The 26255-nt window shown below is 70.9% G+C and carries 4 protein-coding genes; 2 read left to right on the top strand and 2 right to left on the bottom strand.

Annotation, left to right across the window (positions count from 1 at the left end; genetic code table 11):
• Positions 1-18: 18 nt before the first annotated feature.
• Both OEB96_RS38860 and OEB96_RS38855 read right to left on the bottom strand, forming a co-directional pair.
• Positions 19-11799, bottom strand: a complete 11781-nt coding sequence (locus OEB96_RS38860) for a type I polyketide synthase (protein ID WP_266221957.1) — start codon at positions 11797-11799, stop codon at positions 19-21.
• The gene (locus tag OEB96_RS38855; protein ID WP_266221956.1) at positions 11796-24113 is read right to left on the bottom strand and encodes a type I polyketide synthase; all 12318 of its coding nucleotides are present in this window, start codon (positions 24111-24113) and stop codon (positions 11796-11798) included. The genes OEB96_RS38860 and OEB96_RS38855 overlap by 4 nt, the downstream gene beginning before the upstream one ends.
• 431 nt (positions 24114-24544) lie before the next feature.
• Here OEB96_RS38855 and OEB96_RS38850 point away from each other — a divergent pair, with 431 nt between their 5' ends.
• Positions 24545-25411, top strand: coding sequence for a cupin-like domain-containing protein (locus tag OEB96_RS38850; RefSeq protein WP_266221955.1), 867 nt, complete (start codon positions 24545-24547; stop codon positions 25409-25411).
• Positions 25412-25479: 68 nt separating this feature from the next.
• The gene (locus OEB96_RS38845; RefSeq protein WP_266221954.1) at positions 25480-26253 is read left to right on the top strand and encodes a class I SAM-dependent methyltransferase; all 774 of its coding nucleotides are present in this window, start codon (positions 25480-25482) and stop codon (positions 26251-26253) included.
• The last annotated feature ends 2 nt before the right edge of the window (positions 26254-26255 follow it).

Raw genomic sequence — 26255 nt, 5'->3', positions numbered from 1 at the left:
CTTCGACCCGACACGGTGTCACAGCTCGAGCTCCAGCCACTCGTGCGCTTCCTCGTCCTCCGCTTCGGTGGGGAGCGCGGAGAGTTCTGGTAGTTGCTCGAGCACGTGCTCGGCGATCCTCGCGAGGCTGCCATCGTGGAGCAGCCGAGCGACGGGTAGGTTGACTGTGGTTTCTCGCTTGAGCCGCTGCTTGAGCTCGAGGCCCACCAGGGAGTCGAAGCCGATGCTGGTGAGCGGTGCGTCCATGTCGATCCTCTCGCCCGGAATCCGCAGCACGTGCGACGCGATCTGGCGCAGGAGATCGCCGACGATCCGCCGCCGGTCGCCCGGCGCGGCCCTGGCGAGCCGGCGGCGCAGATCCTCCTGCTCGGTCTCGAGCCCCTGGCCGGGCGCCTGATCGGCCCATAGCGCGGACAACTGCGGCATCGACGTAACCGTCGGGTCGGACTCGGACCAGGCCCGCACATCGAGCGGGATCACGGCGGCCTGGGTGGCGTCGTGATCGAGCAGGTGCTCGAGCGCGAGCAGCCCCTGAGCGGGGGTCAGGCTGCCCAGGCCGCGCGAGGCGAGGCGTACGCCACGGCCTTGCTCGGCCGCCATGCCGACCTCGGAGAACGCCCCCCAGTCGATGCTGAGCGCGGCAAGCCCAAGCGCCCGACGGTGATGGGCCAGGGCATCGAGGAAGGCGTTGGCCGCGGCATAACCCGCCTGGCCGCGCGAGCCGATCAGCCCGGCGACCGAGCCGTAGAGCACGAACAGGTCGAGGACGAGCCCCTGGGTTTGTGCATGCAGGTTCAGGGCGCCCTGGATCTTCGGCGCCATGACGGCGTCCAGGCGCGCGGGAGTTTGATCGAGCAAGAGGCCATCGTCGAGGATTCCGGCGGTGTGCACGACCCCGGCGAGCGGAGCGACCGACGTGGCGATCCGGTCGAGCACCTGCGCGAGCTCGGAGGGGGAGGCGACGTCGGCTTGCTCGACGATCACGCGCGCGCCTCTGGCCTCGATCGCTTGGACGGCGTCGCGCCGCGCCTCACTGTTGGCACCCGATCGGCTCATGAGCACGATGTGCCCAGCGCCACGGTCGGCGAGCCAGCCCGCGACGCTCGTGCCCAGGCCCCCCAGGCCGCCGGTCACGAGGTAGCTTCGATCGGCGCGGAACTCCACGCGCGGGGGTGGGCGCACGTGGATCGGGGTCTCTTCGTCCCCGAAGGTGAGTACGAGCTTCCCCATGTGCTTGGCCTGGGCCATCTTGCGGTAGGCGTCGGCGGCCCGCTCGGCGGGGAAGCACTCCACCATGGGGGGCACGAGCGTCTTGGCAGCGAACAGCTCCATCACCTCGCGCATCAGGGCGGCGAGTCGCTCGGGACGGCGCACGGCGAAGCCCGCGAGATCGACGGCGATCAAGGAGAGGCTCTTCTTGAAGCACGCGAGCCCCAGCGCTCGATCGGCGTAGATGTCGGTCTTGCCGATCTCGACGAAGCGGCCGTCGGGGGCGAGGGTGGCGAGGCTGGCCTCGATGGCCGCTCCGGAGAGGGAGTTGAGCACGACGTCGACCCCCTCCCCACCGGTGGCCTCGAGGGTCTGCTCGGCGAAGTCGAGCGAGCGCGAGTCCATGGCGTGGGCGATGCCCTGCGCCCGGAGCCACGCCCGCTTGTCCTCGGTGCCCGCGGTGGCGAAGACCTCGGCGCCGAGGTGGCGGGCGACCTGCACGGCGGCCAAGCCCGTGCCCCCCGTGGCGGAGTGGATGAGCACGCGCTCTCCGGCCCGGACGCGCGCGAGGTGCACCAGGGCATACCACGCGGTCATGTAGGCGGCGGGAACGGCTGCGGCCTGCTCCACACCGAGTGCCTCGGGGCGCGGGACTACCCCGTGGATGGGGGCGATGACGTGGCTACCGAAACTCGAGGGGGCCATCGCGACGACCGATTGCCCAAGCGCGAGCCCCTCGACCCCCTGCCCGAGACCCACGATGCGACCCGCACACTCCCCACCCAGGGCAGTCGCCCCCTGCGGATCGGGGTAGATGCCCATGGCCTTCATGACGTCGATGAAGTTGAGGGCCGCCGCCTCGACGGCGATTTCCACCTCGCCTGGACCCGGCGGTCGCCGCTCGACGTGGCGGAGGACGAGCCCGTCGAGCACGCCGGGGGTGTCGATCTCCAGCCGGAAGGCCCGGCCCGCGGCGGGCTCGATCCACTCGGGCGGCGCGGTCGCGGGCGCACGGTGGACGATCCGTGCCACCGAGCGCGCCCCTGCACGCCATCGCACCTCGAGCTCGGGGTCGTCGCCGAGGAGCTCGATCCGCAGTGCGGTTGCGTCGGCGCTCGAGGGCGTCGGATCGAGATCGATGCTGGTGCAGCGAAGCTCTGGTTGCTCGGCCATGATCGTCCGGGCAAGCCCGAGCAAGGGGGCCTGCTCGACCGCGACCGGGACTGCGCCGCCGGTCACCTGGGCCGCCCGGGTCACCACCCACAGGCGGGGTGGATCCGAGGCATCCATGCTGACGAGGGCCTGGGCCGCATGCAGCACGCCATGCGGACCGCGGACGAGCGCGGCCTTCGTCGACCCGGGGTCGAGCGCGGAGGCTCGTCCCTCGAGGCTCCGCAGGTGGACTACCGCGTGCGGCGGCTCGCCTTCGAAGGCCTGCGCCAGCAGGGTGCGCACGCCGTCCGCGGAGCGATCATCGAAGGTCACGCAGCCCGGCGAAGCCGGGCCGTCCACGGCCGACGTTGCGTGGACGACGGCATGACCCGCGCGCTCGAGGGCCATGCGTAGCTCGGCGCCCACCCCCGAGGGGTCTCCCAGCAGTAGGAATCGGCCGGCTTCGATCGTGGGCGCGGGCGGCTCGGCCCGCTCCCAGGTGGGCTCGAGAAACCAGCGCTCGGGTTGGTCGCTCTGGATCTGGATCCGCTGCGCGACGAAGCCGCTGATCTGGGCGACGAGCACCCCCTCGCCGTCGACGATCGTCAACTCGGCGGTCCGACGGTGGCCCTGCGCCCCGGTGTGCTCGTGGGCGTCGTGCACATGGCACTGCACCTCCCCGACCGGGCGACGAAACAACCGAATCGAGCCGACCTCGACGGGAAGCCAGGTGCTCGCGCTGGCGTCGGGGAACGCACCCGCCATCACGTGGAAGCACGCATCGAGGAGCGCGGGGTGGATCCCATGGGCAGCCGCGCTGCCGGCAGCCTCGGGGAGACGGACGCGCCCCAGCGCTTCTCCCGGCGCTCGGCGTGATTGCAGCAGCCCGCGGAAGGCCGGGCCGTACTCGAGCCCTCCGCGCTCGAGGGTGGCGTAGATCTCCTCGTGCTGGAGAGGATCGCCGAGGCGCTCGCACACCGCGACGGTGTCCAGCCGCGGCGGCTGGTCGCCGTCGCGGCGGCGGAGCTTGCCGCGTGCGTGCACGGTCCACGCGTCGTCACCAGAGCCAGCGGGACGGCTCGCGATCTGAACGCGCAGGTTGTTCGGCGCCTCTTCCATGGTGACGACCTGCAGCTCGACCACGTCGTCCTCGCCGAGCGCAAGCGGCTCGACGAAGGTGACCGCGTGAGCCTCGATTGGGCCCGCCCCGAGCGCCTGCTCCCCCGCCGCGAGCGCGATTTCGAGGTAACCCGCGCCGGGGAAGACGACCTCTCCGCGGACCCGATGGTCCGCGAGCCACGGCAACCGCGACAGCGCGAGGGAGGTCTCCCAGATCCGCACGCGAGCCTCATTGGCGGGGACCCTGGCGTCTCCGAGCAGCGGATGGCCGGCCTCGCGCGGCGCCCCGTGCACGAGGCGAGCATCGACCGCGGGTACGTCGAGCCAGTAGCGCTCGCGCTGCCAGGGGTAGGTGGGCAGCGGGACACGACGTCCGCCGTGCGGGAAGACGCCCGCCTCGTCGAGGTCGGTGCCGCAGGACCAGAGGCCACCGAGGGCCTCGAGCGCGCTATGGGTCTCGCCGTGACCGTGGCGAACGGAGGCGTGGAGCGTGACGTCGGCGTGAGGCAGCACCTCGGGGACCATGCCGAGCAGGGTCGCCATGGGTCCCAGCTCCATGAACGTGGTGACCCGTGCCTGGTGCAGGGCCGCGATGGTATCGGCGAAGCGCACGGGCTCGCGCGCGTGCCGTACCCAGTACTCCGCGGTGCACGGCTCATGCTCCACGAGGCGACCGTGCAGAGCGCCGACGAGCGGGATGGTCGGTCGCTGGTAGTCGATCGACTCGGCGACGCGCCGTAGCTCGGCGAGCGCCGGATCCATCAAGGGCGAGTGAAAGGCGTGGGAGACCCGGAGCGCCCTGGTGCGTACCTGGCGGGACTCGAAGACGGCCGCGGCCGACTCCAGGGCCTCGAGGGCGCCGCTGAGGACGACCTGCTCGGGTCCGTTGACCGCCGCGATCGAGAGTTGGGCAGCATGCGGCGCGATGACCTCGAGCGCCTCGGCCTCGGTGGCGGCGACGGCCATCATCCCGCCGCCTTCGGGGAGGGCCTGCATCAGACGGCCGCGCGCTACGATGAAGCGGGCGGCGTCGTCGAGGGAGAAGACCCCAGCCACGCAGGCGGCGACGATCTCCCCGACGCTGTGTCCGGCGAGGAAATCCGGCTCCACGCCCCACGAGCGCCATAGGGCGTAGAGCGCATACTCGAAGGCAAAGAGGGCGGGCTGGGTATGGGCCGTCCGATCGAGCCACTTTGCCTGCTCGCTCCCCGGCTCGGCCCACATGATCGCCCGCAGCGACTGGTCGAGCTGGCGATCGAGCCGCTCCACCGCGCGGTCGAACGCCTCGCGAAAGGCGGGCCACGTGGCGTGGAGCTCGAGACCCATGCCCAGCGTCTGGGCCCCCTGGCCCGTGAACAGGAAGGCCAGCCGATCCGGAGCCCCCGCGCGACCCCGCGCCGCACCGTGTGGGCTTCGGCCCCGCGCGGCGTCCTCGAGGGCGGCCATCAGCGACTCGCGCGAGGTCGCCGTGATGGCCAGGCGCTCCTCCATCGCGACCCGAGTCGTGGCGAAGCCATGGGCCAGATCACCGAGCGCGAGCTCTGGGTGCGCGCGCAAGTGGTCCAGCAGGCGACCGGCCTGCGCGTGGAGGGCGGTCTCCGTCTTGGCCGTGAGCCGGACGAGCTCGGCGGGGCGCTCCGGCGCCGAGGGGCCGTCGTCCACCGGGGGCGCCTGCTCCAGCACCACGTGTGCGTTCGTCCCGCTGAACCCGAACGAACTCACCCCCGCGATCCGTCTCCCCGACTTCGAGAGCGGGAAGGGCATGGGCTCCGAGGCGACCCGCACGGGCAGCTCGGCCCACGCGATGTGACGATTGGGCGCCGAGAAGTGCAGGCTCTTGGGGATCTGGCCGTGCTGCAAGCAGAGCACGGCCTTGATGAGACCCGCGATCCCAGCGGCCCCCTCGGCGTGCCCGATGTTGGACTTGACCGAGCCGACCACCACGGGCTCGTCGGCGGCGCGACCCTCCCCGAGCGTGGCCGCGAGCGCCTGGACCTCGATCGGATCGCCGAGGGGGGTCCCCGTGCCGTGGGCCTCCACGTAGCCCACATGGGCCGGCGCGACGCGGGCCCGTGCGAGCGCCTGGCGGATCACCGCCTCCTGGGCCGGGCCGTTGGGCGCGGTCAGCCCACTGCTCTGACCGTCTTGGTTGACCGCGGATCCCCGGATGATGGCCACGATCGGGGCGCCGTTCCGACGCGCGTCGGAGAGGCGCTCGAGCACCACCACGCCGCAGCCTTCACTCCGCACGTAGCCGTCTGCATCGTCGGAGAAGGTCCGGCAACGACCACTGGGCGACATCGCACGGAGACGGCTGAAGTACACGGTGACCTCGGGCGACAGCATCACGTTGGCACCCCCGGCGATCGCCAAGGAGCACTCTTTGGCGCGGAGGGCCTGGCAGGCCAGGTGCACGGCGACCAATGAGGACGAGCAAGCCGTGTCGATGGGCATGTTGGGGCCGTGGAGGCCCAGCCAATAGGACAGGCGCCCCACCATCGCGCTGTGCGAGGTCCCCAGCAGCGAGTAGGCGTCGATCGCCTCGATGCGCGAGGTCGCCCGCTGCTGATAGTCGTTGCTGCAGAGCCCCATGTAGACCCCGGTCGAGCTCCCCATGAGCTGCTCCGGCGTCTTCCCGGCCCGCTCGAGCGCCTCCCAGGTCGTCTCCAGCAGCAGCCGCTGCTGGGGATCGATGCTCGGCGCCGCCCTCGGGGCGATGCCGAAGAACTCGGGCTCGAAGCGATCGAGATCGGGCAGGAAGCCGCCCCAGCGGGTCGTCATCTTCCCCGGCGCGTCGGGATCTGGATCGTAGAGGGCGTCGATGTCCCAGCGCTCCGCCGGTACCTCGGTGATCGCATCTCGACCGTCCTGCAGCAGGCGCCAGAAGCCCTCTGGATCGGTGATCCCGCCCGCGAAGCGACAACCGATACCGATGATCGCGATCGCGTCGTCGTCGTCGCTCACCTCGACCACCGGGCGGCGGGAGGGGGCCTCGACGACGGCCGGGCTCGAGTCTGGAAGCTCTCGAGAGAGCCGCTCGGCGAGCGCGACGACGGTGGGGTGATCGAAGGCGAGCGTGGCGGGCAGGGAGGCACCTATGCGCCGAGCCAGCGCGTTGCGCAGCTCGACGGCCATCAGGGAGTCGAGCCCCAGATCCATCAGGGGACGATCGACCGGCACGTCCTTGGGGCTGCCCATGGCGAGCACTCGAGCGACCTCCTCCTGGACCCCAGCGCGCAGCTCGACCTCGCGCTGCTCGGCGGGCAGGCGCACGAGCCGATCGGCCCACGACCCCGAGCCCGCCGACCTCGTGGCGCGGACCGAGGGAGACTCCAGCAGGGCTCGCCACAAGGGAGACGCCGGCGTGCCCTGCTGTCGCGAGACGGCCTCGAGATCGAGGCTCATGGGCGCGAGCAGGCGCTCCGATCGAGAGAGCGCGCGCTCGAGCAGGAACAGGGCTCGGTCGGGCTCGAGCGTGCGCAACCCGAGTCGTGCCATGCGTGCGCGCTGGACCTCGGCGAGTTCGGCGGCCATGCCGCTCGTGGACCACGGACCCCAGGCCAGGCTCTGCGCGGGCAGCCCCCGTCCTCGCCGCTGGGCAGCCAGCGCATCCAGGAAGGTGTTGGCTGCCGCATAGTTGCTCTGGCCAGCCGAGCCCAGGAGCCCAGCCGAAGAGGAGAACAGCACGAAGAAGTCGAGCTCGAGCGCGGCCGTCAGCTCGTGCAGGTTCCAGGCGCCATCCACCTTGGGCGAGAACACCTGGGTGAAGCGGGCGGCGCTCTGCTCGGCCAGGATCCCATCATCGAGCACGCCCGCCGCGTGGACGATCCCCCGCAGCGGGCGCTCGCCGGAGTGCGCATGAACGAGGGCCGCGAGCGCACGGCGGTCGGCTACATCGACCGATGCGATCTCCACCCGAGCCCCGAGGGCTTGCAGCGATGCGATGGCCTCGACCTCGGCGGTTCCGGCCGCACGGCGACTCACCAGCACCAGCTCGGAGGCGCCTCGCTCGGCCAGCCAGCGCGCCACCTGCAGGCCGAGCGACCCCAGCCCACCAGTGATGAGCACCGCACCACGGATCGGCATCGCGGAATCGGTCGCCGGGGGCGTGGCGGCTCGGACCAACCTCGCGAGCAGCCGCCGTTCGCCGCGCAGTGCGACCTGATCCTCCCCGTCCGTGCGCGACAGCTCGCGAAGGAGCGCGTCGATGCTGGTCTCCGCAGCGAGATCGACGAGCACGAGGCCGAGCTCGGGGTGCTCTCGTCTCACCGTCCGGCCCAAGCCCCACGTCGAGGCGGTGGCGGCCGAGGTGAGCGCCTCCCCTCCCGTGTCCACTGCAGCGGAGGTGACCCACCACGTGCGGCTGGCGGTCCCGGGGTGCTCGCGCAGCGCTGCGATGATCGAGAGCCCCTCGCTCGCGACCCGGAGGGCCGTCTGCGGGACGGTCTCCGTGCTTCGGGCGTCCCACAGGCACACCACCCCGGCGGGCTCGTCGTGGCGGGCCAGCGCGGCCTCGAGCTGCTCGGGCTCGACTTGGACACAGCGCTCCAGCGCGGTGGCGAGCCGCGCCGCTCGACTCGAGCCCGCCTCGGCCACCACGATCCAGCGGCCCGGGAGCGGAGCGACCTCTCCGTCCGTTCCCTCGCGCGCCTCCTGCCAGTCGATCCGGTAGAAGGCGTCGGCGCTCGCCTGCGAGTCCCCGCGAAGGAAGGTCGAGCGCGGCGCCCGGCGGCTCACGAAGCCCTCCACCTCGGCCACCACCGTGCCCGTCTCGTCCCAGAGGACGAGGTCGCTGACCGAGCTCTGGTCCGTTCCCTGGGCAAGCCGCGCGATCGTGCCGCAGCGCCCCCTCCCCGTGGGTGCACGCCACCATCGCAGGCGCTCCACGGCAAAGGGGAGCTGGGGAACATCATCGTTCGGCTCACGCTCGACGGACCAGAGCGTGGTGGCCCCGAAGCCGTTGTCGAGCAAGCACGGGTGCAGCGGCGCCGAGCGGGCGGCCGAGCCCGGAGCCGACAGCTCGGCGATCGCGACCTCGCCACCCACGTGGGCGCGCTCCATCCATCGCCACTTTGGTCCCCAGTCGATGTGCTGGGCGCTCAGCTTCGCCAGGAACCCCTCGAGATCGATCTCCCGGCGCGCCCGAGCGTCCAGCTCGGCCGGGGAGGCCAGGCTCGGCTCCGCCGTCGATGGCCGCACCCGCCCGCGCACGTGGACGGTCCAGCGACCGTCGGTCGCCGCACAGGAAGACAGTTCGAACCCGTGGTCCTCGGACTCGGATCGCGCTTGGATCAGAACATGGAGCTCGGCCTCGCCGTCCGGCTCGACGACCAGGGCCTGCACGAATTCCACCGCGCTCAGCTCGAGCGGCTGATCCGGCCAGCGCTCCGACGCAACGGCCAGCGCGACCGTCAGGTGGAAGGCGCCGGGAACCACCAGCCGGCCGAAGATGACGTGGTCGTCGAGGTAGGGCTGGTGGTGAGGCCCAACGCGCAGCACGTGATGCGCCTCTACACCGGGAGTCGGAATCCGCAGGCCCGCGAGCGGCCAGCTGCCGGCTTCTCCCAGCGAGGCGTGGGCGCGCTCGGGCTCGACCCAGAACTGCCCCCACTGCCAGGCATAGGTAGGCAGCGCGACGCGACGGCCTCCCTGGGGGAACAGGCCAGCCCAGTCGACAGTGCAGCCGCGGCTCCACAGCTCCCCGAGCGCGGTCAGGATGGTCTGCGCCTCGTCCCGACCGCTGCGCAGCGACGGGTGCAGCGATGGCTGCGCCTCGGGCAGGCAGCCGGGCACCAGCCCCAGCAAGGTCGCCCTCGGCCCCAGCTCGACGAAGGTGTCCACCCCGGCCTCGTGCATGGCCACGATCCCATCGCAGAAGCGCACGGCCTCGCGGACGTGCTCGACCCAGTAGTCGGCCGACGCGGGTGCATGCGGGTCGATCGCGCCCCGAAGGTTGCTGACCAGCGGGATCGCGGGGGGATCGTAGCGCACCGATCTCGCCACGCGGCGAAAGTCCTCGAGCATCGGATCCATGGCCGGTGAGTGGAAGGCGTGGGAGACCCGGAGCGCCTTGGTCCGCACGCCACGTGCGGCGAACCCATCCACGACCTCCTGCACCGCGGCGGCCTCACCCGAGACGACGACCTGCGCGGGACCGTTGATCGCGGCGATCGAGAGCCGGGCGGCATGGGGGCCGATCGCGGACGAGACCTCCGCTTCGGAGGCCGCGATCGAGACCATCGCGCCTCCCGAGGGCAGCGCCTGCATCAGCCGCCCTCGGGCTGCGACCAGGCGGACCGCGTCCTCCAGGGAGAACACGCCTGCCACGTGCGCAGCCACCAGCTCGCCGATGCTGTGGCCAGCGACGAAGCCCGGCTCGATCCCCCACGAGCGCCAGAGCATGTAGAGCGCATACTCCAGGGTGAAGAGCGCCGGCTGGGCATGGCCCGTGCGATCGAGGAGCGTCGACGCATGGCTCCCCGGCTCCGCCCAGATCACCTCGCGTAGCGGTCGGTCGAGCTCGGCGTCGAACAGCGCGGCGCATCGATCGAACGCCTCGGCGAAGGCGGGCCAGGCCGCATGGAGGCCGCGCCCCATGCCCAACGTTTGAGACCCCTGACCCGTGAAGAGGAACGCCAGCGCTTCCTTCGACGGGCGCACCTGCCCGTGGACGACCCCCTCCGCGCCGCGTCGCGACGCGGCCTCGGCCAGCGCCCCGAGCAGTTCTTCGCGCGAGCGGGCCGCGATCGCCAGCCGATGCTCGAAGGCGGCGCGCGTCGTGGCGAGGCTATGGGCAACCGCACTGCCGGCAAGCAGTGGATGCGCGCGCAGGTGCTCGTGCAGCCGCATGGCCTGCGCATCGACGGCCGCCTCCGTCTTCCCGGAGAGCACGAACAACTCGGCCCCGCGGTCGGCCGCGGTCGGCCCGGGCTCGGTCGGGGGGGCCTCTTCCAGCACGATGTGCGCGTTGGTGCCGCTGAGCCCGAAGGAGCTGACCCCGGCGACCCGGGGGTGCTCGGTGCGGGGCCAGGGCCGCGGCGTCGTGGCCAGGGCGAGCGCGGTCCCCTCTTGCCGGATGCGAGGGTTGAGGCGGCGAAAGTTGAGGTTTTGGGGGATCCGCTCGTGCGCGAGCGCGAGCGCGGTCTTGATGAGCCCCGCCACCCCCGCGGCGGCCTCGAGGTGGCCGATGTTGGTCTTGAGCGCCCCCAGCACGCACGGATTCCCCTCCGGCCTGAACGCGCCGATCGCCCCGCGCAAGGCTTCGAACTCGATGGGATCGCCGAGCGAGGTCCCGGTGCCGTGGGTCTCCACGAAATCGATTTCGCGGGCCTCGACGCCGGCATCCCGGAGCGCATCGCGGAGCAGGGCCTGTTGCGCGAGCACGTTGGGCGCGGTGAGCCCGGTCGAGCGGCCGTCTTGGTTGACCGCAGAGCCACGGATCTGGGCCCAGATCCGGTGGCCCGCGCGCCGTGCGTCCGAGCACCGCGCGAGCACGACGAACCCGCAGCCCTCCCCGCGGACGAAGCCGTTGGCCGCCGCATCGAAGGCCCGGCAGCGACCGTCGGGGGAGAGCGCCTGGGTGCGCGCCAGACCTTCCATGGTCTCGCTCGAGAGCAGGAGGTTGACGCCGCCGACGAGCGCCAGATCGGTCTCGCCCCGTCGGAGGCTCTGGCAGGCGAGATGGGCCGCGACCAGCGACGAAGAACAAGCCGTGTCGACGGCCATGCAGGGGCCCTGCAGGCCCAGGGTATAGGACAGGCGCCCCGCCGCGATGCTGAGCATGGTGCCGGTGACGCTGTAGGCATCCTTGTCGGCCGCCGGCTCGTGGGCGATGGTGTCGGCGTAGTCCACGACGCTGGCGCCGATGAACACCCCGGTGCGGCTCTTGTCGAGGGTGGGGGGAGGGACGCCGGCGTCCTCGAGCGCCTCCCACAGCACCTCGAGCAGCAGACGCTGCTGCGGATCCATCGTGACAGCTTCCCGCGGCGAGATCCCGAAGAAGGCGGGGTCGAAGCGATCGATTGGCTCGGTGAGCAGACCCGCCCACCGCGGCACGCCCTCGGCCGGGCGAGCGCCGATCCTCGCCCAGCGAGCGTCGGTCGCAGTAACGGCGTCCCGGCCCTCGTCGAGCAACCGCCAAAAGGCAGCGGGGCCGTCGGCTCCGCCGGGGAAGCGGCAGCCGATGCCCACGATGGCGATCGGCTCGGAGGCGCGCGATGCATCCCGTTCGAGGTGCGAGATCCGATCCTTCAGCGTTCGGATGACGATTGCGGCCTGCTTGAGGGCGTGATCCTTCTTGGTAGCCGTAGGGTCGCTCATGTCAATGCGTCGAATTCCTCAGCGATGAGGCGTGTCAGTTCGTCGTCGGACATCTGATCGATCTCCGCCGCCGGGTCACGCGATGGCTCGCTTGCCGCGTTGGTCGTCACGGGGGCAGCGGCCGGTGCGTCGTGCTGGGCAAGGTGCATGGCAAGCGCGCTGACGGTGGGGTAGGTCCACAGCAGCGTTGCCGGCACGGTGAGCCCGAGGGTTGCTTCGATCCGGTTGCGCAGCTCGAGGCCCATGAGCGAGTCGAGACCCAGGCTGGTGAGCGGTGCGCTCACGTCGAGCTCGCCCTCGGGAATCCGCAGCACCTGGGAGGCCTGTGCACGCAGGATCTGCTCGAGGAGCGCGCCGCGGGCCCTCGGCTCGGCGGCGGCGAGCCTCGCGAGCACGTCTCGATCTCCGGTGGTCCGGGCCGCGCCCTGACCGTGGGCGCTGACGAGCCGCGCGAGCATGGGAGAGGCGGCTGCGGCCGGGTAGAACTCGATCCACTGCCGAACATCGAGGGGCACGACCCCGACCTGCGCGGGCCCGTGCTCGAGCAAGCGATCGAGGGCAGTGAGCCCCTCGCGGGGTGAGAGGCTCCGCATCCCGCGGGAGACCAGCCGGGCGCCACGGTTGGCCTGCGCGGCGGCCAGCCCCACCTCGGCGAAGGCTCCCCAGTCGATGCTCAGCGCGGGCAGTCCCTGCGCGACCCGATGGTGCGCGAGCGCGTCGAGGAAGCAGTTGGCGGCGGCATAGTTCGATTGCCCGGGAGAGCCCAAGAGCCCCGCCGCCGCGGAGTACATCACGAACATGTCGAGCGGCATCGCTCGGGTCAGGGTGTGCAGGTGCAGCGCGCCCAGGACCTTGGGAGCCATCACCGCACGGAAGCGCCTTGGATCCTGCTGCGGCAGCATGGCGTCGTCGAGCAGGCCGGCCGCATGGATCACGCCACGCAACGGGGGCCTTTGGTGCAGGGCAGACTGGAGCGCCCGCTCGAGCGCCGTGCGATCGGCAACGTCCGCCGCTGCGACGGTGACCGACGTGCCGTGAGCCTCGAGTGAGGCCACCGCTTCGCGCTGCTCGGGTGTGCTCGCTCCGGAGCGCCCCAGGAGCACCAGGTGACCGGCCCCCCGCTCGGCGAGGTGGCGGGCCACGCTCAGACCGAGCCCTCCCAGGCCCCCGGTGACGAGATAGCTGCCGTCCTCACGGATCGGGCGCAGGGCCGTCGCCGGCTCTCGCACGGAGACCTCGCCGTCGCCCATGGTCAGCACGATCTTCCCGATGTGCCGGGCCTGGGCCATGTGGTGGAAGGCATCGGCGGCGCGCGAGATCGGGAAGGTCGTGACGGGGGGCGGCTGGAACACCCCGGCGGTGATCAGCGAGACGAGCTCTTCGAGAAGCTCGCGGACCATGGCGGGGCGCTCGACCATCATCCCGCGCAGATCCACCAGCGAGAACGAGAGGTTGCGCAAGAACGGCTTGAGCCCGAGCGGACGGTCGGCGTAGTAGTCGCGCTTGCCGAGCTCGACGAAGCGGCCGTGGGCCCGCAGCAGCCCGAAACTCTTCTCGATGAGCTCGCCCGAGAGCGAGTTGAGCACCACGTCGACGCCCCGTCCGCCGCTCCACTCGAGCACGTCGTCGACGAATCGATCGGAGCGAGAGTCGCTGACGTGGGTGATCCCCAGCGAGCGAAGATGGTCGCGCTTGTCGGCGGAGCCCGCGGTCGCATGGATCTCCGCGTCGCAGTGCTGCGCCCACTGGATGGCCGCAAGACCCACCCCTCCGGTCGCGGAGTGGATCAGCACGCGCTCGCCGGGCTGCAGGCGGGCGACTCCGTCGAGCGCATACCAGGCCGTGAGGTAGGTGATCGGCATGGCGGCCGCGTGGATCGGCGATAGCTCCGCGGGGCGAGGCACGACCAGCGTGGTGGGCACCGTGACATGGGAGCCCATCGAGCCCCGCGCCAGGGCGAGCACGGGCTGCCCCAGGCTGAATTCCTCCACGCCTTCGCCCTTGGCGACGATGTGGCCTGCACACTCGGCGCCCAGGAGCATGGGCGCCCCGGGCTCGCCCGGGAGGTCGTCGGGCATCACGCCCAGCGCCAGCAGGACATCGAGGAAATTGAGCCCTGTCGCCTCCACCGCGATCTCGACCTCCTCGGGCCCCGGGTCTCGCCTCGAGGCCGGGCGCAGCGCGAGGCGCTCGAGGACACCGGGCTGGTCGATCTCGAGTCGGTAGGGGCGATCCCCCGCGGGCTCGATCCGCTCGGGGCGTGCCCGGGGGGTCGGGGGTTGGTGCGCGAGGCGTGCGACGTAGCGAGCACCGTGGCGCAGGGCAATCTCTTGCTCGGCATCGTCGGCCAACAATTCAGCTACCAGCGACTCCATCGCTGCGTCGTCGTCGGCCGGCTCGACGGCGTCGACCAGCGGGAGATCGACGAGGCTGCAGCGCAGCTCCGCATGCTCGAGCGCGATCACCCTCCCCAGGCCGACGAGCGGAGCCTGGCCGGGATCGACGGGACCCTCGGCGATGGCCTGGGCGCCGCGCGTGACCAGCCACAGCCGGGGGGTATCGCGCAGGCCTGCCGTGACCAGCGCCTGCACCGTGAACAGCACGCTGTCGCAGCCCCTTCGTAGGGCCTCCTCGACGCCCTCCGGCGTGAGCGAGCGGCCGGCGTCGGCGTGCTGCCCGTCCAGGCTCCCCAGGTGCACCACGGCGGTCGGGGGTCCCTGGTCGAACGCGTCGTTCAAGAGCGCGCGGAAGCCCGCGACGCTGCCGTCGTCGACCGTCCGGACCGGTGACTCGCCGAGCGCCGTGGGCAAGGCGTGGACCACCGCATGACCGGCACGCTGCAGCGTCCTGACCAGCGAGGCGCCCAGCCCTCCGCCGTTGCCGATCACCAGCCAGCGCCCGGTGTCGAGCTTCGCCGCGGGCGTGCGGGCCTGCTCCCAGTCGAGCGCGAGGAACCAGTCGTCCTCCTCGCGTCGCGGCTGGGAGTCCGCCAGCCGCTGCAACTCCAGCCCCGAGATCTCGGCGAGCACCTCCCCCGTGCTCCGCATCAACCGTAGGTCGGCGCGACGCAGATCGGCGCGGCCCCGAACCCCCGCTGGCCCCTCCAGGATCCTCGCATGGCACCAAACCTCATCGGGGAGGGGCCCTTGGAGATGGATTGCGTCGACGTGAACCGGGATCCATGGCCCGGAGCCGCCGTCGTCGACGAGGGCCCCGGCCATGACCTGGAAGCACGCATCCAGGAGGGCCGGGTGCACGAGGTAGGGGCTCGCGCCACCGGCCGCCTGGGGCAGCCGCACGCACCCGAGCGACTCTCCACCACCTCGCCAAAGCTCGACGATCCCCTGGAACGCAGGCCCGTAGTCGAGCCCGATGGCGGCCAGCTCGGCGTAGATCTCGGCGGCGGACAGGGCCTGGCCGAGGCGAGCCCGAAGACCCTCGAGGGCGTCGGGCGGACGCGGCTCGCTGGCTTCGTCGCGGAGCACATGCCGAAGCGCGCCGCGGGCGTGAGGACGCCACGAGCTGCCCTGAGCGCCCGCCACGAGGCTCGAGATCTGGAAGCGGACGTGGCCGGGCCCTTCTTCGGTGAGGACGACCTGAACGGTGGGCGCCACGCCCTCCACGAAGGCCAGCGCCTCGACGAACACCAGCTCGGTGACCCGCCAGTGCGCGTCCGCGAAGCTCTCGGCTCCTGCCGACAGCGCCATCTCCACATGAGCAGTGCCGGGCAGGACCACGGCCCCCTGAACCCGGTGGTCCTGCAACCAGGTCAGGCGCTGGAGATCGAGCGAGGTCTCCCAGATTCGCAGACTCGGGTGGGTCGAGGGAGAGCAGGCCACCCCCAGCAGCGGGTGACCTCCCCGGTGCGGGTGGGCTTGGAGGCCCGAGGTGACTTCGGGGGTCGCCTCGATCCAGCAGCGCTCGCGCTGCCACGCATAGGTGGGCAGCATCAGGCGACGGCCGCCCGCCGGAAACCGCCGTGCCCAGTCGAGGGGGTGGCCCTGTGCCCACAGCGTGCCCAGGGACTCGAGCAGGGTGAGCAGCTCCTCGCGTCCTCGTCGCAGCGAGCCCAGCGCGACCCCCTCGTGCTCACCCACGCGCAGGTTCTCCTGGACCGAGGGCACCAAGATCGGATGGGGGCTCATCTCGAGGAAGAGCCGATGGTTCCCCTCGACGAGCGCCCCGATCGCCTCTCCGAAGCGGACCGGCTCGCGCAGGTTGTCCGCCCAGTACGCCCCGGACAGCTCTTCGCCCTCGATCCAGGTCCCGCGGACCGTCGAGCGCATGCGCAGGCTCGCACGCCGCGGTCGCAGCCCGCCGAGCCGCTCGAGCAGCTCCTCCCGCAAGGGGTCCATCTGCGGGCTGTGCGAGGCGACGTCGACCTTCACCCGCCGACAGAACGTGCCCTCGCGCTCGAGGCGCTCGAGCAGCTCCTCGAGCGCCGCCGTATCGCCGGCGATGACCGTGGAGCGCGGACCATTGCTCACCGCGATGCTCAGCCGCTGCTCGTAGCCGGCGAGCGCCCGCTGGGCATCGACGTGGGGCAGCTCGACCAGGGCCATCGCCCCGCGACCGCTCACCGTTCGCAGCAGTCGGCTGCGCCGGCAGATGATCGCCACCGCATCCTCGAGCGTCAGCGCGCCGGCTACGTGCGCCGCCGCAACCTCCCCCATGCTGTGGCCGACCACCACCGCCGGCTCCACTCCCCACGAGCGCCATAGCGCGGTCAGGGCGACCTCGAAGGCAAAGAGCACCGGCTGGACGACGTCGATCTCGTCGAGCCGGGAGCCGGGCTCGGGGCGGCCGAGTTCCTCGATCACCGAGAACCCGGCCTCCGCCCGGATGGCAGCGTCACAGACGACCATCGCCTCGCGGAAGGCGGTCTCGTGCTCGAGCAGCTCGAGCCCCATGCCCGCCCACTGCGAGCCCTGCCCCGGAAACACGAACACGACCCCGGGCATCGCGTCCTTGGCCGCACGGGCCCGCGTTCCGCCGGCAGGAATCGACCCCCGTGCGGCATCCTCGAGCGCGACGCACAGCGCATCCACGGACTCGGCCGCGATCGCCAGCCGGTGGTCCATCACGGCACGCGTGGTGGCCAGCGAGTAGGCCAGATCGCCCGGCTCGAGCTCCGGCTCGGCCCCCAGGTGTTCGCGCAGTCGCTGGGCCTGGGCGTCGAGCCCCGCCTCGGTCCTCGCCGAGAGCACGAACAGCTCGGCGGCGCGTCGTGGGGCCGACGGTGTCGGCGTCGCGACGGGTGCCTCCTCCAGCACCACGTGCGCGTTGGTCCCGCTCAGCCCGAAGCCGCTCACCGCCCCCCGTCGCGGTCGTTCCTCCCGTCGCGGCCAGGCCAGCCGCTCGCGGGGCACCGTCACCGGTAGCGCGTCCCAGTCCAGGTGCGGGTTGAGCTCTCCCAGGGCCGGCTGCGCCGGGATCTGCTCCCGTTCGAACATCAGCACCAGCTTGAGCAGGCCGGCGATTCCGGCCGCCGGCTCGAGGTGGCCGAGGTTGGCCTTTGCGGCACCCAGGACGAGCGGTCGATCCGAGGGACGACCCTCGCCATAGACCGCGGCGAGGGCCTGGACCTCGATCGGATCGCCGAGGGCGGTTCCCGTCCCGTGGCACTCGACGAAGTCGATCTCCGAGGGTGCGATGTCGGCCTGAGCGAGCGCGTCGCGGAGCAGGGCTTGCTGGGCCGGCCCGTTGGGCACCGTGAGCCCGCTGCTCGGCCCATCGTGGTTGACGGCGGTGCCGCGGATCAGCGCGAGCACGCGGTCCCCGTCGCGCTGCGCATCGCCAAGCCGCTTGAGCACCACCACGCCACACCCCTCGGCGCGCCCGTAGCCGTCTGCCTCGGCGGAGAAGGTCTTGCAGCGACCGTCCCCGGACAGCGCGTGGATCTCCGACATCGCGATGAACGAACGCGGCGACAGCAGCACGTTGACGCCGCCCGCGATCGCGCGCTCGCACTCCCCCTGACGCAGGCTCTGGCAGGCCAGATGCAGCGCCACGAGCGACGAAGAGCAGGCCGTGTCGACCGCGAGGCTCGGCCCGTGCAACCCCAGCGCGAACGAGACCCGCCCCGCCGTGAAGCTCAGGGGAGACCCCGTCGCACGGTACTGTCCGCTCGCGGGATCGAGGCTGCCCGCGAGCCGCTCCGCATACTCGTTGGGCCCGACCCCCACGAACACTCCGGTGGCGCTGTCGCGCAGCAGCCTCGGATCCTGGCCGGCGCGCTCGAGGGCCTCCCAGCTCAGCTCCAGCATGAGCCGTTGCTGCGGATCGATGGTCTCCGCCTCGCGAGGCGAGATGTGGAAGAAGGCCGGCTCGAAGCCTTCGATCTCGCGAAGGAAGCCCCCTCGCGTCACATAGGTCCGCCCCTTCGCCCCTGGGTCCGGATCGTAGTAGTCCTCCGCCCGCCATCGGCTCGAGGGGACCTCGTCGATCACGATCTCCTCTTGCGCCAGGAGCTGCCAGTACGCCTGCGGATCCTCGACGCCGCCCGGGAACCGGCACGACATGCCGATGATGGCGATCGGCTCGTCCTGCAAGCCCCTTCGAAGACCTTGCGCGCGGCCTCCTCCCTCGAGCGCGAGGACCTCCGTCAGGACGTGCTCGACCAGCCTCTCCACCGTCGGATGATCGAAGGCGACCGTGGTCGAGAGCGTGAGGCCCAGCGCTCGTTGCAGGCGACTGCGGAGCTGCACCGCCATCAGCGAGTCGAGGCCCTGAGCCGCAAAGCCGCGGGTGGCATCGACGGCACCCGGATCGTCCATGCCCAGCACCTCGGCCACGATCTCGCGCACCGAAGCGATCAGGTGCGGGCGGAGATCCTCGGCCGATTGCCCGTGCCAGCGCCCGGACGCAGGTGGGGGCTCGTCCGAGGCCGGCTCCGGCGCGGTACTCACCAGCGCCGCGAGGAGCTTCCGGCGTGCACGCGCGGTGTAGATCGGGGCAAAGCGCTCCCAGTCCATGCGAGCGACCGTGCGCTGCGTGGCCCCCACGCCGAGCAGGTGTTCCATCGCCAACAGCGCGGGTGCGGTGGGCATCGCCAAGACGCCGAGCTCCCGCAGTCGCGCCAGGCCATCCGCTCCCCCCATGCCGCCCTGTGCCCACATGCCCCATGCGATGCTCAGCGCGGGTCGAGCCTGCGCACGCCGATGGTGCGCCAGACCATCCAGGAAGGCGTTGGCCGCCGCGTAGGCGCCGCGGTGCGTTCCTCCCCAGACCCCCGCGCCCGAGGAGAAACACACGAAGAAGTCCAGGGGCTGCCTCGCCAGCGACCGATGGAGCGCCCACCCGCCCACGACCTTGGGACGGAGCACCTGCGCCAGCGTCGTCTCGTCGGTCTGCGCGAGCGGGCCCAGCCACTCGATGCCTGCTGCATGGATCACGCCGCGGATCGGCGGCTCGACGCCTGACACGAGCGCCTCCATTGCCTCCTCGTCGGCGACATCGATCGCGGCAACCTCGACCCGAACACCCCGTGCCTCGAGCGACGCGATCGCTTCACGGGCCCCCGGGGTGGACAGACCGCGACGACTGGTGAGCAGCAGGTGCCGTGCGCCTCGCTCGACCAGCCACTCTGCCAGCTTCGAGCCGAGCGCTCCGAGCCCTCCGGTCACCAGGTAGCGACCCTCCGCCACGATCGACGGGGTCGCGGCATCCCCGTCCCCCAAGGCTCGCACCAGGCGTGCCGCATGGCGGCGCCCGCCGCGGAACGCGAGCTGATCCTCGTCCCCCGGCGCGAGCAGCTCGTCCACGAGCGATTCGAACTCGCTCGCCTCACTCGATGCCTCCGGGTCGCCCTGCGGATCGAGATCCACCAGCCCGCCCCACGCCTCGGGATGCTCGAGCGCAAACACCCGCCCCATGCCCCACAGGGCGGTCTGCACCGGCCGTACGTCGGCCGCCTCGTGGTCGACCGCGCAGGCTCCCTGCGTCACGATCCACAGGGGAGGCGGGTCCTCGGCCATGCCCAGCGCTCGGGCCAACGCGAGCAACGGGGCGAGCACGCGATGGGTGGTCTCACCGACCGCGGTCGCGCTGGCCCCTGCATCCACCACCGCGTCCAGGCCCCCCAGGTACACGATGCCCTGCCACTGGGCTCGACGCGTCAGCGCGTCGGCGAGCCGTGCCGGGTCCTCCACCACGACGTGCTCGCATCCCCGCTGGATCAGTGCTTGGCGGACGAGCGCGCTCGTTCCCCGGACACCGCCCAGGACCAGCCACGGCCCCGGGCGCCGCGGCGGGCTGTCTGCCGTCGCACATCGGGCGTGCTCGGGCCACTCCAGCCGGTAGAACCAGTCTGCGCTGGCATCGATGGCGGTGCGGCGCTTCGAGGGCGGACGGTCGAGCCAGTAGCGCGTACGCTGCCACGCATACGTGGGCAGGGGCACGCGGCGGGTGCCGCCTCCGAACACCTCGCCCCAGTCGACGTACGCGCCGCGGCTCCACACCCCGCAAAGCGCGGCGAGCATGCTGCGTGGCTCCTCGCGCTCGCGCTCCATCGAAGCGTACAGGGCAAGCTCCGGCTGATCGGGGAGGCACGAGGGCAGGAGCCCCAGCAGGGTCGCGCGGGGACCCAGCTCCACGAACACCTCGACCCCCGCCGCGTGCAACGCCGCGGCGCCATCGGCAAAGCGCACCGCACCGCGCACGTGACGGACCCAGTACTCGGCCGAGCCGAGCTCGGCGTCCGCCAGCGCCCCGCTCAGGTTGCTCACCAGGGGGATCGACGGGCGGCGGTAGTCGATCGAGGCCGCCTCTCGGGCAAAGGCCTCGAGCATCGGATCCATCAATGGAGAGTGGAAGGCATGGGAGACCCGCAGTGCCCTGGTCCGTACGCCGCGCGCGGCAAAGCTCGCCGCCACCGACTCGACGACCTGCCCCGCACCGGAGATGACCACCTGCTCGGGTCCGTTGATCGACGCGATGGACAGCGCCGTGGCGTGCCTGGCCACCGCAGCCGCCACCTCCGACTCCGACGCGGCGATCGAGGCCATGGCTCCCCCCGGTGGGAGGGCCTGCATGAGCCGGCCGCGTGCCGCCACCAGGGCAACCCCCTCCTCGAGCGAGAAGACCCCCGCGACGCAGGCCGCCACCAGCTCGCCGATGCTGTGCCCGAGGACGAGATCCGGCCGTACCCCCCACGACTGCCACAGCGCCGCCAGGGCGTACTCCAGCACGAACAGCGCTGGCTGCGTATACGCCGTCTGGTCGAGCAGCGCGGCCTCCGGGCTGTCCGGCTCGGCCCACATCACCGAACGCAGGGGCCGATCGAGCGCGCGTTCGAACAGCCCGAGACAGCGCTCGAAGGCCTCGCGGAAGACCGGCCAGGTCCCATGCAGCGCTCGGCCCATCCCCGGGGTTTGTGCCCCCTGGCCCGTGAACACGAATGCCACGCGCGGACGGGTGACGCCCGCACGGGCACGCTCCCCGTGGACCGGGGAATCTCCCCGTGCCACGCGACCGAGCGTGCGCACCAGTTCCTCCTTGGAGCTCGCGGGGAACGCGAGGCGGTGCGTCATCGCATCGCGTGTGGTCGCGAGCGACCATGCGAGCTCGCGAAGCGATCCCTCCGAGTTCCGTTCGAGATGGGCCGCCAAGCGCTCGGCTTGCGCATCGAGGGCCTGCGCGCTCTTGGCAGAGAGCACGAACGGGACCAGCGGTGGCGAGGAATCGGAGGCCGACCTGATGGGCCCGGACACCCCGGCCGCGAACAGCTCGCACCTCGCATCGCGCAGGCGCTCCGGCTCGCTCTCGTCACGCAGCGCGGAGCTGACGACCTTCGCGCTCGTTCCCGCCGCGGCTGCGCACTGCTCGATCGGTCGCGCGAGCACCGGATGCGGATCGACCTCCACGAACACCGCAAAGCCCTCCGCCGCGAGCCGCTCCAGCGTGGACGCCAGCTGCACCGGCTCGCGGAGGTTGCGAGCCCAGTAGGCTGCATCGAGCGAGTGCCCCTCGAGCCGGGTGCCCGTGACCGTGGAGTGGAAGTCGATCGGGCAATCCCGTGCCTCGACCCCATCGAGGGCCCGCAGGAACTCGGGCAGCAACGCATCGATGTGAGGCGAGTGGGACGCATAGTCCATGCGAACGCGTCGACCGAACACACCGCGCTCGCGCACCACCGCCAAGAGGTCCTCCAGCCCCTGCGCCTCGCCGGCCACGATCGTCATTTGCGGCGCGCTGGTCCCCGCAATCGAGAGCCGATCGCCGAAGTCCGCGAGCAATTCATCCATGGCGGCCACCGGGAGCCCGACCATCGCCGTCCCACCTCGGCCCGAGGCCGAGCGCGCGATGAGAGCGCTGCTGTGGCAGATCACCCGCGCCGCATCGTCCAGGCTCAGCGCTCCTGCCACGTGCGCCGCCGCAACCTCACCGATGCTCTGGCCGACCACCGCCGCGGGCACGATCCCCCTGGCGCCCCATGCCGCCGCCAGCGCGACCTGCATCGCGAAGATCGCCGGCTGCACGAATTCGGTCCGGTCGAACAGCACGTCATCGCCACGCTCGAGGCGATCGATCAGCGACCACTCGACGTGGGCACGCAGCGCCTCGTCGCAGCGCAGGAGCGCCTCGCGTGCTGCGGGCTCGGCCGCGAGCAGTGCGCGGCCCATTCCACGCCACTGCGAGCCATGGCCGCCGAACACGAAGACCACGCGCTCGGACCGGGAGCGATCGTGGCCCTCGAGCACGAGATGACAGTTGGTCCCGCCGAACCCGAAGGAGCTGACGCCCGCGAGCAGACGTCCCTGCTCGCCCTTCCAGGGCGTGCACTCCGTCTGGACCTGGAGCTTGAGCGCATCGAACGGGATGTGTGGGTTGGGCGTTTCGAAGTGGAGGCTCGCCGGCAGCTCGCCCTTCTGCATGGAGAGCGCCACCTTGATGAGCCCGGCCACCCCAGCCGCGGACTCGAGGTGTCCGATGTTCGTCTTGACCGAGCCCACCCGGAGCGCCCGCTCGACCGGTCGATCCTTCCCCAGCACCGCACCCAGGGCTCCCGCCTCGATCGGATCGCCGAGCATGGTGCCCGTGCCATGCGCCTCGACGAACTGGATCTCACTGGGCTCGACGCCCGCGTTGGCACAGGCGTCCCACAGCAGCTCCCGTTGCGCCTGCGGGTTCGGTGCCGTCAGGCCATTGCTGAAGCCATCATTGTTGACCGCGCTACCGCGCAGCACGCAGTAGATCCGGTCTCGACGGGCGAGCGCATCCGAGAGCCGCTCGAGCACCACGACACCGCCCCCCTCGCCGCGAACGTAACCGTTGGCACGCGCGTCGAATGCCTTGGAGCGGCCGTCCGGGGACAGCCCTCCGAACTTCGACATGGCGATCGAGCTCTCCGGCGAGATCATCAGGTTGACGCCACCGACCACGCACAGATCCGACTCCCCGCGCCGCAGACTATGGGCGGCCAGGTGCACGGCCACCAGCGAAGACGAGCAGGCCGTGTTGACGACCATGCTCGGTCCCATCAGCCCCAGGGCATGGGACACTCGCGCCGGCACGATGCTCAGGTTCTGTCCCGTCGCCGTGTGCTGGACGATCGCCTCCGCCGAGCCCGCGATCAGCCGCTCGTAGTCCGACCACATCGCGCCGAAGAACACCCCGCAGCGGCTGCCTCGAAGGCGTTCGGGTGCGATCCCGGCGTCCTCGAGCGCCTCCCAGGCCAGCTCCAGGGCCAGCCGCTGCTGCGGATCCATCTGCTTGGCCTCGCGCGGCGAGATCCCGAAGAAGCCAGGATCGAACCCCGCGATGTCGGTCAAGAATCCGCCCCATCGAGTGTTCATCATGCCGGGCGCAGCGGGATCCGGGTCGTAGAAGGCGTCGGCCTCCCAGCGCTCCTCGGGCACCTCGCCGATCGCATCCACGCCTCCACGAAGGAGCTGCCAGTAGGCCTCGAGGCTCTCTGCCCCGGGGAACCGGCAGGCCATGCCGACGAGCACGATGGGCTCCTCTGCCTTCGAGCGCCTCGTCGCCGCGGTCTCGTCGAAGCTCATCCCGGCCAGGTGACGCGCGAGCGCCTCGGGCGTCGGGTGCTCCCATGCCAGGGTCGGCAACAGCGTGCGCCCGAGCGCTCGACCGAGCGCCTCGAGCATGGCAGTCGCGGCGATCGAGTCGAGCCCCAGATGCACGAAGCGCTCGCTCGGATCGAGGGTCGCAGCCTCCCGACCCACGCGCGCCGCGAGATGCGAGAGGATCGTGGTGCGGAGCTCGTGCAGGGAGGAGAGAGCGTTCCCGCGCTCGTCCTCGGACCGGCCGTCGTCGTGTGCCCCGGCCTCGGTCGGTTTCCGCGGTGGCGTGCTCATGGTCTCTCGTCAGGCAGTGCTACGTGACCTCGACCACGCGAGCACGAGCGCCCCTGCTGGCTCCCGTCGTCACGCCCATCGAGCACGATGTCCCGAGGGCGCTCGGTGTCTCGCCGGTCGATTTGCGTCATCGCGTGCGTCGGCGTTGCAACACGATGGTAGCACGATTGCCGTTGACAACGGTCCCGTAGGGCCCGATCCTCCGCCGGATGCGAGGGGATGGCCCCATGCGAGTCGATCGACGCGGAGAATCCGAAGCAGCGCACCTCCAGGCCCGAACACCTCGAGCCCCGGGAGGCGGTTGGGACCTTCGCTCGACGAGCGTACCGTAGAGGAGCCTCGACCACGCGGTCATCGATTGCGCCGAATGACGACGTCACAGTCGCGTGAGGCGATGGTCACTGCCGAGAGGGTCACCGCGAGAGGTACCGATGCTGAACATCGATATCGTGGACGACATTACGCCCGAAGCGTTCCTCCACCGCCACCTTCGAGCGGGACGCCCCCTGGTCGTTCGAGGCGTCACGGCGAGCTTCCCGAGCCCGAGTTGGTCGATCGAGCGGCTCCGACGCGACTTCCCCGATCGGCTGGTCAAGCTCCAAGTCTTCGACTCCGACGACGCGCGGATGGCAGACTGGAGCTGGGGGAAGGAGGACCTCGGAACCTACCTCGATGAGATGAACACCCCCGCGGGGCTCTCGAAGTACATGACCTACGCCACGCTCGGAGGCATCTTCCCCGAGCTGATGCCCGAGGTCCGCATCCCCCACTTCCTCCAGCCCTACCTCGGCGACGCCGGAACGGAGAGCTACGGGATGTTCGTGGGCCCCAAGGGCCAAGGCACGGAGATCCACTATCACCCGGTCTTCTGGGCGGGGGCCTCTCAGGCATTCGCGCTCTCGATGTGCGGGCAGAAGCTCTTTCGGCTGTTTTCACCAGACGACACCGACAAGCTCTACCCCTTCTCGCTCACGAGCGCTCCCACCCGGCAGGCCAACTGGTCTCGAGTCGGGCTAGGAATGACCGAGCGTTTCCCTGCGTACGCCGACGCTCGCCCGCTCGATGTCTACCTCTCGCCCGGAGACCTCCTCTACATCCCTCCTCACTGGTGGCACTGCACCCGCTGCATCGAGCCCGCGATCTCGCTCACGCTGTTCTTCAAGGGACACTGGAGCTATCGCGTATCCAGGCAGTTGCTCCTGAGGGACCTCTCGGTGCTGGCCTACCGAAAGCTGACGAAGGTGGCACAGAGATTCGAACTCGGCACCAGACAGGGTGCACGACAGCAACCACGGTGACATCCACTGACACGATCGTTCGGCCAACAGACGGACGACCTAGCAGACGGACGACGAGAGAGGACGACATGGGCGATTCTGATCCCCGCAGCTTCTACGAGAAACTCACGACGATGGTGCCAGCGGACCACTACGTCTTCATGAACCACGGCTACTTCGACGAGACCGAAGGGGAGCCCGCGGTGCACGAGGGATTCCACCCCGTGCATCGGTACAGCGTCGCGTTCATCGAATTCCTCTTTCGGGGGATCGAACTCGAGGGCAAGGATCTCCTCGAGATCGGCACCGGCCGTGGGGGCAATCTCTCGTATGCCGTCAAGTACGGGGGCGTCAGGAGTGCGACCGGGGTCGACCTGTCCGACGGCAACATCCGCTTCTGCCAGCGGGTTCACTCCCTTCCCAACATGACGTTCGTCCAGAGCAGCGCGGACGATCTGCCCTTCGACGATGCGTCCTTCGACGTCGCGCTCAACCTGGAATCATCCCACTCGTACCCGGATGTCCCCAAATTCTTCGCAGAGGCGCTTCGTGTGGTGCGCCCCGGGGGCACGTTCCTGTATGCGGACAACATCTTCGAGGACCGGATCGAGCACTACCGCAATGCGGTCGAGACATCCGGCTTCGAGATCGTCTCCTATCAGGAGATCACCCCCAAGGTGGAGCGAGCCATGAAGGCCAATCGAGAGCCCCTGGAGGCGTACTTGAAGAGCATGATCGATCCCGAGCTCGACAACGAGGCGTTCGTGCTACGGCTGATCAACGGCTTCAACGTTCGCGTGTACGAGATGTATCGAGACCGACATGCGATATTTGGTTTCTGGCACCTGAAGAAGCCCGAATAGCC

The sequence above is a fragment of the Paraliomyxa miuraensis genome (assembly GCF_026337845.1).
In the GTDB taxonomy this organism is placed as follows: domain Bacteria; phylum Myxococcota_A; class Polyangia; order Nannocystales; family Nannocystaceae; genus Paraliomyxa; species Paraliomyxa miuraensis.
Note: the sequence above shows the minus strand (reverse complement) of the source record. Positions and strands in the feature narration are given on the sequence as shown.

Coding starts and splice junctions, on each gene's coding strand:
- OEB96_RS38850 (WP_266221955.1), top strand. CDS start 24,545: ATGCTGAACATCGATATCGTGGACGACATTACGCCCGAAGCGTTCCTC.
- OEB96_RS38845 (WP_266221954.1), top strand. CDS start 25,480: ATGGGCGATTCTGATCCCCGCAGCTTCTACGAGAAACTCACGACGATG.
- OEB96_RS38855 (WP_266221956.1), bottom strand. CDS start 24,113: ATGAGCACGCCACCGCGGAAACCGACCGAGGCCGGGGCACACGACGAC.
- OEB96_RS38860 (WP_266221957.1), bottom strand. CDS start 11,799: ATGAGCGACCCTACGGCTACCAAGAAGGATCACGCCCTCAAGCAGGCC.